Consider the following 18575-nt stretch of genomic DNA (forward strand, 5'->3'; position numbering starts at 1 on the left):
ACCACCGGCGCCGGTCAGGGCGTGCAGCCCGCCGCCGCGGCGATGGCCCAGGCGATCTGCGGGTGCCGAATGTCGCTGTGGGCGCCGCTGAACGGCGACTGGTTGGCGTTGATGACGGCATTGGCGTCCAATGCGTAGAACTGGCCGGACACAAAGTCGTACGGCTTGCCCGCGTCGACGAGCGCGACGACGTCGGCGGCGGGATTGTTTTGATACCCGTCGTGCCCCATTGCGCCCCACCGGTAGACGAGATCCTGGGCGGCTTGCGCGTCTTGGCGGGCGAGCATGCTCGCGGCCGGATACCACCAGCCGACCGCACGGTCGGCGTTGCTGAACGTCGCCAGCAGCGGACCGTCCACCCGGGTGCCCAATCCGGTGAGCGCACCGGCCCGGCCGGGGGCGAAGGGCAGTGCGGTGGCGAAGCAGAAGTGGGAGAACGCACCCTGGATCAAGGTCAGCGATTTGACGGGGCTGGCCGTCGCGGTCATGCCGGCGGGCAGGCCGGCCAGCGCGTAGGAAACCAGGCGGGCGCCGAAACTGTGGCCGATCAGGTGAATGCGCGGGGGACCGCTGAGCCGCCCGAGCAGCGGGCCCAGCCCGGCCTGGCCAACCACCCCGGCACGGTTCTTCATCTCGTAGTAGCTCAGTGTGCGCAACAATTCCCGAGCTCCCGACCACAGCCCCGCGAACGGGTTACCCAGCCCCTGCGCGTTGCTGGCGCCCACGGGCGCCATCGCGGCGGCATGGCCCAGCACGGCCACAGTGTCGGTTGTGGTGCCGGCTAGCAGCGCTGCTTCCCCGGTGTCCTCGCTGCCTTGCGGCTTCGTGGTGACCAGATCGCTGGCAAGGGTGTGGAATTCGGTCAGCTTGTCCGGGTCCTGGGGTTGATCATCGAGCAGTTTTCCCAACGCGTCGAGATGGGCTTGCTGGTCGGGGAACGCCGGCGCCAGCGCAGTGGCCAGCTGTGACCCGCTGGACGGCATTGGTGGCGCGGTGGCCGGATCGTCATCGGGGAACAGCAACGACGGCCAGAGGACGCCGACGGCCGCGCTGCCGGAGACCCGGGCACCGAGCTGCTCGGCCAACAGCGTGAACATCGCCTGGTAGAGGTTACGGGCAGAGCCGACCCCGTTGTTCCACCCGTGCGCGAAGACAAACAGGTCGGTGATGCCGCCGGCGGCGACCGCCGTCGGCAGTCCGCCGTCGCCCTGGCCGGACACCGTGTTGAGAGTGCCGTCGGCGTTGAAATCGATTTCGTAGTAGGGCAATCCACCAATTGTGGCCATGTCGATCCTTTCCTTTCCCTAGGTGCTGGTCAAGGCGCGAAGCAGGCTGATCAAGCCGGCGCCTTGAAAGAACTGGTGTCGTCCGAGGTCGGTTGCGGTGTCGAGGAAGATCTTCTTGACCTGGTGCGGCTGGCCGATGAACTCGGTACGGGCGGAAAGAAACGCCGCGATCGCGCCCGATACGTGGGCGGCAGCCATGGAGGTTCCGCTGTCTTCGATGTAGCAAGCCAGATCCGGGGGGTCAGACGGTCCGGTCACCAGCGGCGGAACTCCGGCAACCAGTTTCCCCGTCCCGGCGGAGGTGATTCGTTCACCGGGCGCCACCAGGTCGGGTTTGAGCCGCCCGTCGAGGGTGGGACCTTTCGAGGAGTCGAATGTGACACCGAAGGTGTGCGGTTTGTAGCGGTGCACCGAACCGACCGTGATGGCCGCGGCAGCGTTGCCGGGGTCGGTGATCGTGGACAACTGCCCGTACACGTCACCGTTCGCGCCGGCCGCCTCCACACCAACACCGGCGCCGGCGACACCGGCACCCATGTTGCCGGCGCTGACCACGGCGACAACACCCGTCCCGACAAGCAGATCCAGCTCCCGGCACAGCGGGCTTTGACCGGCCGCGTAATCCCTGATGAGCCAGCCGCAGCCGAGTGACAGGTTCACCCCGTGGATGATCAGGTCGCGTCCCCCGCTGTTGACGGTGCGCACATAGTCGAGTGCGTCGATCACCGCACTTGAGAGCGTCTGGCCGTTCTCATCCAGCACCCGCAGGCTGACCAGGTTCGCGCGGGGCGCAACGCCGGACAGGGCGACGCCGGGCGGCAGGTCGCGCTGGACCCAACGCGGGAGTCCCTGCGCAGTCGGCTCGTTGGCGGCGATGCGAACCACCGACGGATCCCGCGGAGCCTGACCAGCAATGATGCCGGCGACGTGGGTGCCGTGCCCAAAGGGGTCGGTCAACGGAGCCGATCCGGTGGTCGTACTCGACGGGTCGGAGATAGTGAAATCGCGGTGCAGCGACGCCACCGCACCCGCCGACAGCGTGGCGGTGCCGATGAAATGCGGGTGGCGCTCGTCGATCCCGGAATCGATCACCGCCCAGGCCACGCCGGTGCCGTCACAGCTGAACGTCCGCGACGCCGCATCCGCCTGGATGGTCGTCACCGAGCGATCCAGATGAGCGTCGACCACGAAGTCCGGCCACACGTGGTAGATCAACTGCACGGCCCGCTCAGCCGCGGCCGCGGTGGGGCGGGCACCGCCCCGTACGAGTCGTTCGACTTCCGCGGGGGCCAACACGCAGCGCATGTAGTGGCGGCCGACGGGCACCGGTTGAGGTGGCCGGTTACGTCCTCGGAAGACCCGCCCAAACAGGTCGTGGAACTGATCGCGAACCTCGCTCGCTGTCGCGCCGGGAGACAGCCGCAATTCGACGAGAACCACCCGGCGGCCCTGCTCAACGGAGAGCACCGCTCGATCGGCCGCCGGCGGAACTTCGTCCGGAGGGGCGAGTAACAGCGGGCTGACGAGCGGTGGCCGGCGCGGACCCCGCAGCGGCGGACCGGCGGTCACGGCCGGGCTTCCCGTCGGCGCGCCCGCCACGGTGGGCGCGCCGGACCGCCGACGGCGGCGCTGAACCGGTGCGACATGCAGTGATTGTGGCGCGACGCTGCGTAGGGCACAGGAGTACTCACCTACTCGTTTCTTCGGGTGCTCGGCACACGGCCGGGTTAATCCTCGAGATGACGGTCGTAGTCCCATCGCTCGAGCCGCAACTGCAACTCGTGCAGGCCGCTGGCGGTGAGCACGGTCAGCACGGCCGCGCACGCGGCCACGGCGGTGCTCATAGCCTCAGCATCTCGCGCGCCATGCGCGAGGGTTCCAGGTAATCCCGAGTGCTCGGGTAGTGGGGTCGCGGGTCGTTCACCCAGCCCACCAATCCCATCAGCATCTGCCGCAAGGCCCGCGTGACGCGCCGGCCGGCACCGGTGCGCGGCGCGCGAAGCGCGGCCGCCGTGCCAAACAGCACTTCCTGTTCGGTGATGAGCACCGCCGTCGCCGACCGCGTGCTTTCGGCGGGGGAGCGGGCATTTTTGACCGCATCCGCCGTGTTGGTCGGCTCGGTCTGCGAATACAACGACATTTCGATCTCTCCTCACATCGGACGATCCGTTCCTGATGCAAGAAAATTAGGGCCGTTCAGCGGCCGCGGCACGAGTGGCTAACTACGTGTTTTGGGCCGGGCGACGCGATAGATGCGCAGGTAGGCGGCGTTCCGTCGGCCTGGATGCGTCGAAGATGGAGTAATCGATTACTCGTGTGCTTCCCGAAACTGCCCTCGACAATCGATGTGTCCATTCGTTTCAGACCGGGAGGCGGGCGGCGCGGAGTGACGGCAACAATGTTGCGGTTCATGTCGAGAATCGCCGAATTGGCGGATCGCACAATCGGGTGGTCGAGGCTGCCTCGGCCGCTGGCGATTCTGGTGCTCGTCGGGCTTCGCAACCAACTGCGCGCCTACAACCTGTACGACGTCGGCCGGGGGGCCGCCGATCGGCCCTGCGGCGACGGGCCCGCCTTCAGCAACCGGGTCGGCGCGCGCACCCTCAACGGCACCGATAACGATGTCGACGACCCGTTGATGGGCTCGATCGGCAGCAGGTTCGGCCGCAACGTTCCGCTGCCGTACACCTATCCGGAGGATCCCGCGCGGCTACTGGATCCCAATCCTCGGCTGATTAGCCGGCGCCTGCTCACCCGCGATTACTTTCAGCCCGCGACCACGCTCAATCTGCTCGCCGCGGCGTGGATCCAATTCGAAGTACACGATTGGTTCAGCCACAACACCGTCGACCCGCAACCCTGGCAGATCCCGCTGCACGATCACGACCCATGGCCCGAGCGGCCCATGACGATCAAGCGGACGGCGCCCGACCCCAGCCCCGACCCGAATGGCCCGCCAACCTACGTGACCGCCGACACCCACTGGTGGGATGCGTCGCAAATCTATGGATCGACACCGGATTTCTCCGATGGGCTGCGCTGCGGACACCGCGGTCAACTCCGCATCGACGAGCTGGGATTGCCTCCCGCCGATCTGGAGAAGTACCTCGACTTGAGCGGCGTCGCCGGCAATTTCTGGGTCGGTCTGGCCATTTTGCACTCGTTGTTCATGCGCGAGCACAACGCGATATGCGAACGGCTGGCCACCGAATACCCGCGGCTGACCGACCAGGAACTGTACGCGAAGGCCCGGCTGGTGAATTCCGCGCTGATCGCCAAGATCCACACCCTCGACTGGACCCCGGCGATCATCGCTCATCCCACCACCGTTTACGCAATGCGGGCGAACTGGTTCGGCGTTCTCGGGGAACGATTCCGACGCCGCTTCGGGCGCATCAGCGACAGCGAGGTGTTACAGGGCATACCCGGGGCACCCACCGATCACTACGGGGTTCCCTACTCGCTCACCGAGGAATTCGTGGCGGTCTACCGGATGCATCCGCTCATTCCCGACGACTTCGTGTTCCGGTCCCTGGCCGACGACTGCGTGGTGACCGCGCATACGTTGCCCGAGCTGACGGTGCTGCATGTGCGTGAGCGGCTGGCCGAACTGCCCATGGCAGACCTCCTGTACTCGTTTGGCCGCGCCCATCCCGGTGCCATCACCCTGCACAACTTCCCCCGGCATCTGCAGCATTTCAACCGGGCGGACGGTTCGCTGCTCGACCTTGCCACCACCGACATCTTGCGGGTGCGCGAGCGGGGGGTGCCGCGCTACAACGAGTTCCGACGTCTGCTTCGCCTCAAACCCGTTGCGTCGTTCGAAGAGCTGACCGATAACCCGGTATGGGCCGAGGAACTGCGGCAGCTCTACCATGACGTGGAGCGGGTGGATCTGATGATCGGGTTGTATGCCGAACCCAAGCCGCCAGGATTTGGGTTCAGCGACACCGCTTTTCGGATCTTTGTGTTGATGGCATCGCGGCGGCTGGCCAGCGATCGCTTCTTCACTCGCGATTTCCGCCCGGAAATCTACACTCAGGCCGGCATGGACTGGGTCAACGACAACAGCATGCGCACCGTGCTGCTGCGCCACTTTCCCGCACTTGCGCCCGCGCTAGACGGGGTGGCAAATCCGTTCGCGCCCTGGCGAGCGGTCGCCCCGGCCAACCCGGCCGGCACCGCGCCGGCACCGGCGGGCTCGGCCGCACTCACCGGGCGGACCTATCTGCGCTACCAGGAGAACCTGGAGCGGCCCCGGCCCGACGAGGACGAGGACATCGACAGCATCGTCAAGGCGCTGCACGGCAATAACGAACGGGCCTACCGCAAGTTCAAGCACGGGCTGCGGGACGCGCACGCCAAGAGTCACGCGATCCTGCGCGGAGAACTCACCGTCTACCCCGATCTGCCCGCCGAGTTGGCCCAGGGACTGTTCGCCGCGCCGGCGACCTATCCGGTTATTGCCCGGCTGTCGACCACCTCCGGGGTGCTGCGCAGCGACCAGATCCGCGGGGTTCGGGGACTGGGCATCAAGGTCCTCGGTGTGCACGGCCCGCGGGCCCTGCCCGACGACGATGCCACCACCCAAGACTTCATCATGGTGACCCACCGCGAGTTCTTGTTCGCCGACGCCCACGCCTACCGCGTGCAGGGTATGCCGACGGCTCGGCTGCTGGCGATGCTGCCGGACCGGGTGCTGTGGGCGGGCAGCGAGGTTTTGGCCGCGGCCACCCGGGTCGGCGTCCGGCTGCCACCGAACCTCGCGGTGTTCGTCGCGCCCAACACCCACATCCTGGGAGAGACGTTCTATTCGTCGGCGCCGCTGCGCTACGGCGATTACGTCGCGAAGATGCTCTATGCACCGGTGTCGGATGCGGTCACCAGCCTGACCGGGCAGCTGGTGCCCCGCGCTGCCGGGCAAGACGCTCACCGTGACCTGATCCTTGAGTTCTTCGGCACCAACAGCGCGGAATACGAGTTGCGGGTCCAGCTGTGCACCGACCCGGTGGCGATGCCCATCGAAGACGCCACGGTGCCATGGCCGGAGGAAGCGTCCCCGCACCGGCCGGTAGCCAAGATCACGTTCCGCCGCCAGGATCCGTACAGCCCCGAGCGGCGTGCCTTCGGCGACGACGTGCTGTCCTTCAACTCATGGCGCGCCTTGGCGGAGCACCGCCCGCTTGGGTCGATCAACCGGCTCAAAAAGAAGGTGTACGAGGCGTCGAGCCAGTTCCGCCACACGGTGAACGCCGCACCGCGCATCGAACCGACCGATATCGCGCAGCTGCCGGACTGACGGTCGGCGTAAGCATGTCAACAGCAAACAATGCAAGGCCCAACATGATTCTTCCCAGTGTTAACGGCGACGGGCACGGTCAGCCCAAGGTCGGCCGTTGGCGGCTGCTGAAACGTCCCGTTGAGCACCAAGCGATCCAATCCGCGCTGAGCGACCGGAACAGCTGCGGCGTGATGCTGGTGGGCGCCGCCGGCGTCGGCAAGACCACGCTAGCCCGCACGGTCACCGCCGCGTTGCCGTCGAAGGTGCACTGGGCGGCGTGCACCGAATCCTCCCGCAGTATCCCGCTGGGGGTGTTCGCGCTATGGGTACACGCATCGCCATCCCGCGACCCGATTGAGCTCATCGTTTCGGCGCGGGAATCGCTGTTGGCCGACGGGGACACCGTTATCGGCGTCGACGACGCACACTTGCTGGACCAACTCTCGGCCACCCTGCTCCACCAAATCGTGGTCGAGCGGGCGGCGCGGGTCGTGGCGACCGTTCGCAGTGGCGAACCGGTGCCCGACGCGGTGACGGCGCTGTGGAAGGACGGACATCTACAGCGCCTTGAGCTTCAGGTGTTAACCAAGCAGCAAAGCGTTGCGCTGGTCGAATCGGTCCTCGGCGGCACGCTCGAGGGGCTCAGCGCGGACATCATGTGGACATCGTCGGGCGGTAATCCGTTGTTTCTGCGCAACTTGGTCGAAGGCGCCGTCGATGCCGGGACGTTGACCGAAGTCAACGGCGTGTGGCAGCTCCGCGGGCCCACCGTCGTCCCATCCGGGCTGGCGGCGCTCCTCGACGACCGCCTCGATCGCGCCGGCACCGAAGCTGTCCAGGCGTTGAAGTTGTTGTCGCTGTGCGAGCCGCTGGACATCGGCGCGCTGTGCGAGTTGGCCGGCGCGGACGCGGTGGACGCGGCCGAGGTCCAAGGCCTGCTCCGGGTTGAGCGCAACGGCGCGCAGGTGCATGCCCGATTCAGTCACCCGCTGTTGGGCGATGTGGTGCGACGACGTGTCGGCAGCGCCTCGGCGCGCATGCTGCGGGGTCGCATCGTGCAGGTGATTCGGGACCATGAGCTCGATTCAGCGGCCGGACGCATCCGGCTGGCGCAACTGTGTGTCGACAGTGATCAGGTCATCGACATGGACCTGCTCATCAGCGCAGCCAAAGATGCGGTGTTCCTATCGAACCTCCCGCTCGGGGAACGGTTGGCGCGCGCGGCGTTTGAGCGCGGCGGCGGTTTGCGGGCCGCCGAACTGCTGTCGCGGGCACTGCTGTGGCAGGGCCACCCGGTACAAGCCGACGCGATCCTCACCCGATTCGACCCCGACCACCTCGACGAGCTGCAGCTCGTCCAGTGGGGGATCCCCCGGCTGTCCATCCTGCACTGGTCGATGGGCAACACCGGCCAAGCCGACCAGGTGTTGGAGCTGTTACACAGCCGAGTCGAGCACCCGGCGCTCAAGCTCATCGTCGACGCGACCGGGTCGGCAATGGCGGTGCACCAGAACAAGGTTGCCGAAGGATTGGCCGTGGCCGAACGGGTGTTGGCGGATCCGAACGCCCCCAAACAGGCGGTCGATTGGGCCGCCTTCGCCGCGGGACTCGGCATGCCGCCGGCGGGCCGCGGACGCGATTTCGAACCGACCGCCGCCCGGTGCCGCGCCGAGCAGAAAGCCACCGACGGCATGCTGCGGGTCATGGTGCGCTACGGCGACGTGCTGGCGCTCACCTACCTCGGTGAACTCGACCTGGCCGAGCGTCGGGCAGCCGAATACGCACAGTTCTCCTCGACGGGCCAGTTCCTCGGATGGGCTATCGCCAAGATCATGGCCGGTCTGGTCGCCACCTACCGCGGGAAATTCCGCGACGCGATCTCGTCACTGGAACAGGCGATCGCGGCGCTCAACGCTGAAACCGCACTGCCCTGGCAGCTGCCCGCCCGGCTGCTGCTGGTGCGGGCGTACGCCGCGCTGAACCGTGTCGAGGAAGCCGAGCGGGTGCTCGACGACACCAAGGAGCACACCGGCCGGCACGAGGCGCTGTGGGAGCCGCAACTGATGATCGCCCGAGCATGGGTCGCCGCCGCCAACGGCAGCCCACGGTCCGCAATCGACTTGGCCCGCGCGGCCGCGGATCTCGCGCACTCGTGCGGTCAGTACGCCGCCGAGGCGGAGGCGTTGCACCACGCCGCGAGGTTCGGCGACCGCACCGTGGCGGGTCGGTTGGCCGAACTCGCCAAACGCGTTCAGGGGTCGGTGGCGTCGGTGTACGCCCGCCATGCGGCGGGCGTCGCCGACGCCAATGCCACCGCGCTGGACGCAGCCAGTGCTGAATTCGAAGATCTCGGCCTGATGTTGTCGGCCGCGGACGCCGCCGCCGAAGCGGTTCCGCTGCACGACCGGGCCGGCCAGCGGCGCAAGAGCGCGGAGGCGGGGGCCCGCGCCCTGCGCCTGGCCACCCACTGCGACGGGGCAGTGACGCCGGCGGTCAGATCCGCGGCCCGGCCGTTGCCGGTGACCTCCCGGGAGCGGGAGATCGCCGCACTGATCGCCGGCGGCCTGTCGAACCGGGAGATCGCCGAGCGGCTGACGGTGTCGGTGCGCACGGTGGAGGGACACATCTACCGCGCCTGCATCAAACTCGATATCGCTGACCGCGACGAACTCGCGAAGATCGTCTGGCACGACCTGGCCACCTGAGCGCGAAGCTGGGGCCGACGCGTTCAATAGATCGGTCCGACGCACCACCGCGATGCGACACCGACGACGCAAACCGTCCCGTGTAACGATGGTCGAGGGGACAACGTGGTTAAGGGAGTGTGGTGTCGCCGGTACGTTGGCTGCGCGCGGTCGTCGTCGTGGGGGCGACGGCGCTGCTATTGGCATCCAGTTGTACCTGGCAACTCGGTGTCCCCATCCCCGCGGGTGTGCCGCCCCCGGCTGGCGATCCGGTGCCGCCGGTCGACACCCACCTGACCAAGGGCCGCCCCGCCGACCAGCTGCATGACTGGGCGGCCGCCCGGGCCCCGGCGTTGGGCATCCCGGTGACCGCGCTGGAGGCCTACGCCTACGCCGCCCGGGTCGCCGAGGTGGAGAACCCCAAGTGCCATGTGGCCTGGCCCACGCTGGCCGCGATCGGACAGATCGAGAGCCATCACGGCACCTACCGGCACGCCGCGTTGGCGTCCAACGGCGACGTGCGGCCGCCGATCCGCGGGGTGCGGCTCGACGGCACCGGCGGCACGATGCGCATCATCGAAAGCGAGCAGACCGAGCTCGCCGACGACGACGGGGTGGCCCGTGCGATGGGGCCGATGCAGTTCATTCCAGAGACCTGGCGGCTCTACGGGGTCGACGCCAACAACGACGGCAAGGTGGACGTCGACAATATCGACGACGCCGCCCTCTCGGCGGCCGGTTATCTGTGCTGGAGCGGAAAGAATCTCGCCACCCCGCGGGGGTGGATCACCGCGCTGCACGCCTACAACGACTCCACCCAGTACGCGCGCGCCGTGCGCGACTGGGCCACCGCCTATGCGGCCGGTCACCCGCTCTGAGCGGCACGCCTTAGGCTAGGGGCGTCCCGCCAGCCGCGACGCAAGGAGAACCTAGTGCCCATCATCGAGCAGGTCGGAGCCCGCGAGATCCTCGATTCCCGCGGTAACCCGACGGTCGAGGTTGAGGTAGCACTCAACGACGGCACGTTCGCCCGCGCGGCGGTACCGTCCGGCGCCTCGACCGGGGAGCATGAGGCGGTCGAGCTGCGCGACGGCGGGGCCCGCTACGGCGGTAAGGGTGTGAAAAAGGCGGTCGAGGCCGTGCTCGACGAGGCCGCGCCAGCCGTCATCGGCCTCAACGCCGACGACCAGCGGCTCGTTGACCAGGCGTTGGTCGATCTCGACGGCACCCCCGACAAGTCCCGGCTGGGCGCCAACTCGATCCTCGGGGTGTCGCTGGCGGTCGCGAAAGCGGCCGCCGACTCCGCTGACCTGCCGTTGTTCCGCTACCTGGGCGGGCCGAACGCCCACATCCTGCCGGTGCCGATGATGAACATCCTCAACGGTGGCGCGCACGCCGACACCGGTGTCGACGTCCAGGAGTTCATGGTGGCGCCGATCGGTGCGCCCAGCTTCGCGGAGGCGCTGCGCTGGGGCGCGGAGGTGTACCACGCGCTCAAGGCGGTGCTCAAAAAGCAGGGCTTGGCCACCGGGCTGGGCGACGAGGGCGGGTTCGCGCCCGACGTCGCCGGCACCACCGCGGCGCTGGACCTGATCAGTACGGCGATCGAGACCACCGGGTTGAAGCTGGGGGCCGAGGTGGCGCTGGCGCTGGACGTGGCGGCCACCGAGTTCTACTCCGACTCGGGCTACGCGTTCGAAAAGCAGACCCGCACCGCCGCGCAGCTGACCGAGTTCTACGCCGGGCTGCTGGACTCCTATCCGTTGGTGTCCATCGAAGACCCGCTGTCCGAAGACGATTGGGACGGCTGGGTGGCGCTGACCGCCGCGATCGGCGACCGGGTGCAGATCGTCGGCGACGACCTGTTCGTCACCAACCCGGACCGCCTCGAGGACGGGATTGAGCGGGGCGCGGCCAACGCGCTGCTGGTCAAGGTCAACCAGATCGGCACGTTGACCGAGACGCTGGACGCGGTGGCGCTGGCCCACCACAGCGGATACCGCACCATGATGAGTCACCGCAGCGGCGAGACCGAGGACACCACGATCGCCGATTTGGCGGTGGCGGTCAGCAGCGGGCAGATCAAGACCGGCGCGCCGGCCCGCAGCGAACGCGTCGCCAAGTACAACCAGCTGCTGCGGATCGAGGAGGCGCTCGGCGACGCCGCCCGATACGCCGGGGATTTGGCGTTCCCGCGCTACACGCCCGAACCCCGGTAACCACCGGCAACCGCCATGCCCGACGCGAAACGGCCCGATCCGAAACGACGGTCCCCGGCCTCAAGGCCGGGCCGGCCCGGCGGTTCGGGCCGGGGCCGCCCCCGCAAGTCGCCGGCGGCGCCGCGGCGGGAGCCGCGGGCCCAACCCGAACCGGTGGTGGAGCCGATCCGACGGTCGATCACCGAGTCGGCGGAGCTGCGCTCCGAGCAGCGGCTGGGTTTCACCGCGCGGCGGGCGGCGATCCTGGCCGCGGTGATCTGTGTGCTGACCCTGACCATCGCCGGCCCGGTGCGCACGTATTTCGCGCAGCGCACCGAGATGAAGCAGCTGGCCGCCGTCGACGCCAAACTGCGCCAGCAGATCACTGACCTGCAGGAACAGAAGACGAAGCTGGCCGACCCGGCCTACATCAAAGCCAAGGCGCGGGAGCGGCTCGGGTACGTGATGCCCGGCGAGACCCCGTACCAGGTGCAGGTGCCCCCGGGCGCGGAGACGCCGACCGAACCGGGCGCCGGGCCTGCGGCCGCCGCCCGTCAGGGCCCCTGGTACGCCGCGCTGTGGCACACCATCGCCGACGAACCGCACGGCCCGCCCGCGCCGCCGCCGGCGGCCCCGCCGCCGAGCCCCCCGCAGCCCGGTGGTTGACCCGGCCGACGTGGAGGCGGTGACCCGGCAGCTGGGCCGTCCGCCCCGCGGGATCCTCGACATCGCCTACCGCTGCCCCAACGGTGAACCCGCCGTGGTGAAGACCGCGCCGAAGCTGCCCGACGGCACCCCGTTTCCGACCCTGTACTACCTGACGCATCCGGTGTTGACGGCCGCGGCCAGTCGGCTGGAATCCTCGGGTCTGATGGCCGAGATGACCGAGCGGCTGGGCCGGGACGCCGATCTGGCCGCCGCCTACCGTCGCGCCCACGAGTCGTATCTGGCCGAGCGGGACGCGATCGCGCCGCTGGGCACCACGTTTTCGGCCGGCGGCATGCCGGAACGGGTGAAATGCCTGCACGTGCTGATCGCGCACTCGCTGGCCAAGGGGCCGGGGGTGAATCCGCTCGGGGATGAGACGCTGGCGATCCTGGCCGCCGAGCCGGGCATGGCCGGCATCCTGGTGCCCGGGCAGTGGGCGTGACGCGCCGGCGACGATGCAGAGTGAAGCGATGAGGAGGAGTGGCGCAATATGAATCGCCGGGTGGCCGCAATCGACTGCGGCACCAACTCGATTCGGTTGCTGATCGCCGACGCGGTGGGCGCCCACCTGCGCGAGGTGCACCGCGAGATGCGCATCGTGCGGCTGGGTCAGGGCGTTGACGCGACCGGTGAGTTCGCTCCGGACGCGTTGGCGCGGACCCGGGCCGCGTTGGTCGACTACACGGCGCTGCTACGCACCCACCAGGTCGGCGACGTGCGCATGGTCGCCACGTCGGCGGCCCGCGACGCCGCCAACCGGGACGCCTTTTTCGCGATGACCGCCGAGGTGCTGGGCGCGGTGGTGCCCGGCGCGGTGGCCGAGGTGATCAGCGGCGCCGAGGAAGCCGAACTGTCTTTCCGCGGTGCGGTCGACGAACTGGATTCCGCCGGTGCGCCATTCGTCGTCGTCGACCTGGGCGGCGGATCCACCGAGGTGGTCCTCGGGACCGCCGCCGAGGGCGTGTCGGCCAGTTACTCGGCCGACATCGGCTGTGTGCGGCTGACCGAACGCTGCCTGCACTCCGACCCGCCCAGCGCCGACGAGGTGGCGGCGGCCCGCCGCGTGGTCCGCGAGCGGCTCGCCGAAGCGCTGCGGGTGGTCCCGGTGCAGGGCGCCCGAACCTGGGTGGGGGTGGCCGGGACGATGACCACCTTGTCCGCGCTGGCCCACAATCTGACGGTGTACGACTCGGCGGCCATTCACCTTTCGCGGGTCGGCTACGACGAACTGCTGGCGGTGTGTGACCGGCTGATCGGCATGACCCGCGCCCAGCGGGCGGCGCTGGGGCCGATGCACCCGGGTCGCGCCGATGTCATCGGCGGCGGGGCGATCGTGGTGCAGGAGTTGGCGTGTGCGCTGCGCGAGCGGGCCGGCATCACCGAGCTGACGGTCAGCGAGCACGACATCCTGGACGGTATCGCGCTATCCATTGGCTAAGGGCCGGCGCCTCCGCTCGCCCCTCGCTCGTCCTTCTCTCGCCGAACGTGCACTGGTGGCGGGTTTTTCGCGGATTTTCCGCCCTGAGCGCACGTTCGGTGCGGGTGGGCGGGCTCACGTGCGACGGGCGGTGACCAGTCGGCCGCCGGCGACCAGCGATGCCGATTGCTTGAGCCGCTGGGCCCGGACGCTGATGTCGTAGCCGTGGACCTCGTCGATGGCGGCGAGGTTTGCGGTGAGGTAGCGGTATAGATCGTCGGCGTCGCGGCAGATGAGCACGGCTATGAGGTTGTGCTGGCCGCTGACCGCGGCGACGAACGCGACCTCGTCGTGGGCAGCGATCCGTTCCCCCACCCGGTGCAGGTGCCGCGGCGCGACGCTGAGCCACAACATCGCGTTGAGCTGGAACCCGAGCCGTTCCCCGAGCACGTCGACGTCGTAGACCAGGGTGCCTGAGGCTTCCAGCGCCGCCACCCGCCGAGCCACCCGGGCCGCCGACCAACCTGCCCGGTCTGCCAGGTGCGCCTGGGTGGCGCGGCCATCGTCGGCGAGCGCGTCCAGCAGCGGCTGGTCGTGCGCGGTGGGGGTGATGAGGGGACCCGACGCGACCTGGCCGGCCGGGTCGTCGAGGATCTGGGTGGTTTGCTCGGCGCTGAGTTTGTGACCGTAGCCGGCCCACTGTGCGGTCGCCGGTTCGCCGAATACGTGCAGCACCAGCTCGACGCTGATGTCGAGTACCGAGCTGGTGCGGGGGAGCTGTTGCAGCAACGGACTGTCCCGGCTCTCACGGACCGGCGCGCGGATGACACAGACCAATTCGGTCCACCCCGACAGGATGTTGGCGTGGGTGACGTCGGACCGCCGCGCCAGCGCGTCGCCCAATTGCGCGATCCGGTCGGGTTTGGCGCGGATGCGCGCCACCCATTGGGCCTCGCCGTGCACGCGGGGGTTGACGAGACCCACCACGCGCAGCACCCCCTCGCGACGCAACCGCTGGTAGCGGCGGGCGACGGTTTGCTCGGATGCGCCGACGACGGTGGCCACACGACGAAACGACACCCGCGGCGATAGCTCCAATGCGTGAAGGATTTGTGCGTCAAGCCGATCAACCATGAGAAAAGTATGCGTTTCGTGCTGGATAGATGGCGGTTTATAGCCATTTTCCGGGTAGGCATAGGCACCTTGAGGCCATGGCTGCGACGCTGGGCCGCGGGGATCGAGAGAAAGGCACCGACATGCAGTGGACGGGCAACACCATCCTGGTGACCGGCGGCGGCACCGGAATCGGTCGGGGCCTGGCCGAGTCGCTGCACCGGTTGGGCAACCAGGTCGTCGTCGCGGGGCGGCGCCGCGAGCCGCTACAAGCGGTCGTCGACGCCAACCCGTCCATGGGTTACCTGCCGCTTGATCAGGGCGATCCGGCCGACGTAGCGCGATTCGCCGCCGAACTCGGCGACCGGTACCCGGGTCTGAACGTCGTGATCAACAATGCCGCGATCATGCGGGTGGAGGACCTCACCGCCGGTGACGCGGCCGCGGCGGAGGCGGTGGTGGCGACCAATCTGCTGGGGCCGATCCGGTTGACCGCCGGGTTGCTGCCGGCGCTGCTCGCCCAACCACGCGCGGCGATCATCAACGTCACGTCTGCGCTGGCGTTCGTGCCCAAAGCGGTCACTGCCACCTACTGCGCGACTAAAGCGGCACTGCACTCCTACACCGAGTCGCTGCGATTCCAGTTACGCGACACCGCGGTTGAGGTGATCGAGATCGTGCCACCGCGGGTGCAGACCGACATCCATAACACCCTCGCCGACGACCCCACCATGATGCCGCTGGATGCCTTTGTCGCTGAGACGATGACGCTGCTGCAAGCGCGGCCGCAGCCCACCGAGATCGTCGTGGCGCGGGCCGAACCGTGCCGACTGGCCGCTCCCGCCACCAGCTACCGCGAGCTCTACGCCGCCATCAATTCGAAGGGATAGCCATGCAAATCGTCATCGGCCTGCCCAACCACATTGCCCGGGTGAGTGGTTCGCTGATCGCCGAGTGGGCGCAGCAGGCCGAACAGTACGGATTCGCCGGAGTCACCACCATCGACCGGGTGGTCTACCCCAGCCTCGACTCGATCGTCGCTCTCTCCGTGGCGGCCGGCGCCACCAGCGATCTGCGGCTGATCACCAACGTGTTGCTGGCACCGCTGTACCCCGCCGCACCGCTGGCCAAGCAATTGGCGAGCTTGGCCGCTATCTCCGGTAACCGGCTCACGCTGGGGCTCGGCGTGGGCCGACGCACCGACGACTACGCGGCGACGGGTGCGGACTTCCACCAGCGGGGACGGGTTTTCGACCAGACCCTCGAGCTGATGCGGCGGGTGTGGCGCGCCGACGTGGTGACCGGTGACGTCCCGCTGTGCCCCGCGCCGGTGCAGATTCCGGTGCTGTTCGGCGGGGCGTCGCCAGCGACGTTGCGGCGGGTGACCACGGTGGGGGACGGCTGGGCGGCCGGCGCCGTCCGCGACTATGCGAACCAGTCGGCGTTCGCCGACCGGGTCCGGGTGGCCTGGCAGCAGGCCGGCCGCGCGGGTACGCCGTGGCTGAACGCCAGCGTGAATTTCGCGTTCGGCGACGCCGCGACGGTGCACGCCGGGCAGGCGAATCTGCGCAGCTACTACGGGTTCGTGCCCCAGTACGCCGAACTCAACGTCGCCGACATGCTGGCCTCGCCGCATGACGCGGTGGCCACCGTGCGCGCCTACCGCGACCTCGGCTTCAAGGCGCTGCTGTTTCACCCCAGCGTCGCGTCGCTGGACCAGCTTGAGCGCCTCGCCGACGCCGTCCTGTAACCACACCGATCGGAAAGATGACCATGGCTACCTTGCATACCGACGAAATCTCGTTGTACTACGAGACGTACGGCGATCCCGCCGACCCGCCGGCGCTATTGATTTCGGGCCTGGCCGGCACCGGTAAAAGTTGGATCGGCCAGATCGACCGGTTCGCCGCCGACCACTACGTTGTTGTCCCCGACCAGCGCGGCACCGGGGGATCCAGCCGCGCCGAAAGCGGCTACACCACGGCGCAACTGGCCGCCGACATGGCGTCGTTGGTGGCGCACCTCAAGCTGGGGCCAATGCATGTGGTGGGCGCGTCGACCGGCGGCGCGATCGGGCAGTACCTGGCGTTGGACCATCCGCACAGCGTGCGAAGCCTGACCATGGTGGCGTCGTTCGCGCGCTTCGATGCGTTCATGACGCGGGAGTTCGCCGTGCGGCGCCAGATGGCCGCCGAATGGGATCGCCATGCCGTGCTGTCCGGGTACGCGCTGTTTCTGTTCTCCCCGAAATACGCCCGCGAGCATCCCGACCGGGTCACGGCGTGGATCGACCGCGCGGCCGCGCAACCCGCTGGGCCGCGGGACCGCGACATCGCGCTGCAACGCATCGACATGATCGCTGCCCACGACACGTTGCCGCGCCTGCACGACATCGGGCAGCCGACCCTGGTGATCTGCGGGGACCAGGACTTCTGCACGCCGCCAGGGCTTTCCGAAGAAATCGCGGCCGCGGTCCCGGGCTGCCAGGCGGTCGTCGTCGCCGACTGCGGTCACCTCGTCGAGCACGAGAAACCGGACGAGTTCTACCGAACGGTAAGCGCCTTCATCGGGCGCGTGGCCTGACCCCACTCGTCGAACGTACGCTGGCAGCGGGATTTTCACGGAATTGCCGCCACCGGTGCACGTTGGGCGCGGTCGGGGCGGTCAGCTCTTCCAGACGACCTTGTCGACGCCGGCGGCGTCCCGGTACACCACGCTGTCGGGCGCTGTGCCCCCTTTGACGTCGAAGTACAGCCTGCCGCTTGACTGGTTGCCCGTCGCGATGGGCGCGTTAGGAAGGCCGTCCACCTCGTTGCCCTTCATCACCGCGTAGGTCGAGCTGTTCACCGCCCGGGCGTTGAAGTCGGCGATGTTCGGGGTCGGGGAACCCGACGTGGCTTGGGCGGTGACATCGGAGTACCAGATGCCGTCGTTGTGACCGCTGGGTTGCAGGTTTTGCACGGTGTAGCTGATGGCTCCACCTGGACTGGGGATTTCCGCTGATTGGCCGAATGGAAGCGTTTGCGGGTCCGCGAGCGCCGGTGTCGCCGCGAGGATCCCTGCCGTCGCGATTCCGGCGACGGCTGCCGTCGTCTTAGTAGCGAGGTTGGAGAGCATGACGTCAAACTCCTTCCGCGATGCTCCGGTGATCTTGAGGGTTGTACCCAACCTCGCGGATCTCAAACCTGCCCGGCGCTATTCGGCTCACACCTCGAAGCGGTAGCCCATGCCGGCCTCGGTCAACAGGTGCTTGGGGCGCGACGGGTCGTCTTCGAGTTTGCGTCGCAGCTGCGCCAAATACACCCGCAGATAGTGGGTCTCCCTCGCATACGAGGGCCCCCATACCTCCTTGAGCAGGTCCTCGCGGCCGACCAGCTTGCCGCGGTTGCGGACTAACATTTCCAGCATTCCCCATTCGGTGGGCGTCAGGTGGACTTCGGCATCGTTCTTAATGACCTTCTTGGCAGCCAAATCGATGGTGAACGAGGCGGTTTCGATCACCGGCTGGTCGATCTCGGAGGCCGTAGTGCCACGGCGCACCGCAGCGCGCAGCCGGGCCAACAACTCGTCCATGCCGAACGGCTTGGTCACATAATCGTCGGCGCCGGCATCCAATGCCTCCACCTTGTCCGAGGAGTCGGTGCGCGCCGAGAGCACGATCACCGGTGCGGTCAGCCAGCCCCGCAACCCGGCCAGTACCTCGATGCCGGAAATGTCGGGCAGGCCGAGGTCGAGGATCACCACCTCGGGACGGTGTTCGGCGGCCGCGCGCAGCGCCCCGGCCCCGGTGGCCGCGGTGACGACCTCATAGCCGCGGGCCGACAGGTTGATCTTCAGCGCACGCAGAATGTGTGGTTCGTCGTCGATCACCAACACCCGGGTCATCAG

The 18575-nt window shown here is 68.4% G+C and carries 16 protein-coding genes and 1 pseudogene; 11 read left to right on the top strand and 6 right to left on the bottom strand.

Features of this window, described 5'->3' with window-relative positions; genetic code table 11:
• Positions 1 to 14: 14 nt before the first annotated feature.
• The 3 genes from ACAG26_RS09740 to ACAG26_RS09750 all read right to left on the bottom strand — a co-directional run bounded on the left by ACAG26_RS09740 (position 15) and on the right by ACAG26_RS09750 (position 3426).
• On the bottom strand, positions 15 to 1286 hold the full coding sequence (locus tag ACAG26_RS09740; RefSeq protein ID WP_370481622.1) for a serine/threonine protein kinase: 1272 nt from the start codon (positions 1284 to 1286) through the stop codon (positions 15 to 17).
• Positions 1287 to 1304: 18 nt separating this feature from the next.
• Complete coding sequence (locus ACAG26_RS09745; protein ID WP_370481624.1) at positions 1305 to 2612, bottom strand: S8 family peptidase; 1308 nt, start codon at positions 2610 to 2612, stop codon at positions 1305 to 1307.
• A gap of 514 nt (positions 2613 to 3126) precedes the next feature.
• Positions 3127 to 3426: a hypothetical protein gene (locus ACAG26_RS09750; protein ID WP_370481625.1), complete on the bottom strand. Its 300-nt coding sequence runs from the start codon at positions 3424 to 3426 to the stop codon at positions 3127 to 3129.
• A gap of 258 nt (positions 3427 to 3684) precedes the next feature.
• On the opposite strand from ACAG26_RS09750, the pseudogene ACAG26_RS09755 reads away from it, so the two are divergent.
• The 8 genes and pseudogenes from ACAG26_RS09755 to ACAG26_RS09790 all read left to right on the top strand — a co-directional run.
• Positions 3685 to 5457: pseudogene (locus ACAG26_RS09755) on the top strand (peroxidase family protein); the annotation flags it as partial.
• 57 nt (positions 5458 to 5514) lie between these two features.
• Positions 5515 to 6585, top strand: a complete 1071-nt coding sequence (locus ACAG26_RS09760; RefSeq protein ID WP_370481686.1) for a catalase family protein — start codon at positions 5515 to 5517, stop codon at positions 6583 to 6585.
• A gap of 44 nt (positions 6586 to 6629) precedes the next feature.
• Positions 6630 to 9272, top strand: a complete 2643-nt coding sequence (locus ACAG26_RS09765) for a LuxR C-terminal-related transcriptional regulator (RefSeq protein WP_370481627.1) — start codon at positions 6630 to 6632, stop codon at positions 9270 to 9272.
• A gap of 122 nt (positions 9273 to 9394) precedes the next feature.
• Positions 9395 to 10129, top strand: coding sequence for a lytic transglycosylase domain-containing protein (locus ACAG26_RS09770; protein ID WP_071027435.1), 735 nt, complete (start codon positions 9395 to 9397; stop codon positions 10127 to 10129).
• Between the two features lie 54 nt (positions 10130 to 10183).
• Complete coding sequence (eno, locus tag ACAG26_RS09775; protein WP_370481630.1) at positions 10184 to 11470, top strand: phosphopyruvate hydratase; 1287 nt, start codon at positions 10184 to 10186, stop codon at positions 11468 to 11470.
• A gap of 15 nt (positions 11471 to 11485) precedes the next feature.
• Positions 11486 to 12115: a septum formation initiator family protein gene (locus ACAG26_RS09780; protein ID WP_370481633.1), complete on the top strand. Its 630-nt coding sequence runs from the start codon at positions 11486 to 11488 to the stop codon at positions 12113 to 12115.
• The gene (locus tag ACAG26_RS09785; protein ID WP_370481635.1) at positions 12108 to 12599 is read left to right on the top strand and encodes a DUF501 domain-containing protein; all 492 of its coding nucleotides are present in this window, start codon (positions 12108 to 12110) and stop codon (positions 12597 to 12599) included. Before ACAG26_RS09780 ends, ACAG26_RS09785 begins: the two co-directional genes overlap by 8 nt.
• Before the next feature lie 48 nt (positions 12600 to 12647).
• A complete protein-coding gene (locus ACAG26_RS09790) occupies positions 12648 to 13595 on the top strand; it encodes an exopolyphosphatase (RefSeq protein WP_370481638.1) in 948 nt (315 codons plus the stop codon).
• 114 nt (positions 13596 to 13709) lie between these two features.
• On the opposite strand, the gene ACAG26_RS09795 is transcribed toward ACAG26_RS09790, so the two are convergent.
• Positions 13710 to 14708, bottom strand: a complete 999-nt coding sequence (locus ACAG26_RS09795; protein WP_370481640.1) for an Lrp/AsnC family transcriptional regulator — start codon at positions 14706 to 14708, stop codon at positions 13710 to 13712.
• A 122-nt stretch (positions 14709 to 14830) separates the two neighbouring features.
• Between ACAG26_RS09795 and ACAG26_RS09800 the strand changes: the two genes are divergently transcribed.
• The 3 genes from ACAG26_RS09800 to ACAG26_RS09810 are packed head-to-tail and all read left to right on the top strand — an operon-like array spanning position 14831 to position 17270.
• Positions 14831 to 15577 carry an SDR family oxidoreductase gene (locus ACAG26_RS09800; RefSeq protein WP_370481688.1) on the top strand — a complete coding sequence of 249 codons (747 nt, stop codon included), beginning with the start codon at positions 14831 to 14833 and terminating at the stop codon, positions 15575 to 15577.
• 2 nt (positions 15578 to 15579) lie between these two features.
• Positions 15580 to 16437 (top strand): LLM class flavin-dependent oxidoreductase, encoded by an 858-nt coding sequence (locus ACAG26_RS09805; RefSeq protein WP_370481642.1) that lies wholly within the window; start codon positions 15580 to 15582, stop codon positions 16435 to 16437.
• 23 nt (positions 16438 to 16460) lie between these two features.
• Positions 16461 to 17270: an alpha/beta fold hydrolase gene (locus tag ACAG26_RS09810; RefSeq protein ID WP_370481645.1), complete on the top strand. Its 810-nt coding sequence runs from the start codon at positions 16461 to 16463 to the stop codon at positions 17268 to 17270.
• Between the two features lie 81 nt (positions 17271 to 17351).
• Here ACAG26_RS09810 and ACAG26_RS09815 read toward each other — a convergent pair whose 3' ends face one another.
• A complete protein-coding gene (locus tag ACAG26_RS09815) occupies positions 17352 to 17804 on the bottom strand; it encodes a DUF1942 domain-containing protein (RefSeq protein WP_370481647.1) in 453 nt (150 codons plus the stop codon).
• A gap of 87 nt (positions 17805 to 17891) precedes the next feature.
• On the bottom strand, positions 17892 to 18572 hold the full coding sequence (locus tag ACAG26_RS09820; RefSeq protein ID WP_370481649.1) for a response regulator: 681 nt from the start codon (positions 18570 to 18572) through the stop codon (positions 17892 to 17894).
• Between the last annotated feature and the right edge of the window lie 3 nt (positions 18573 to 18575).

Source organism: Mycobacterium sp. pUA109 (assembly GCF_041287095.1).
In the GTDB taxonomy this organism is placed as follows: domain Bacteria; phylum Actinomycetota; class Actinomycetes; order Mycobacteriales; family Mycobacteriaceae; genus Mycobacterium.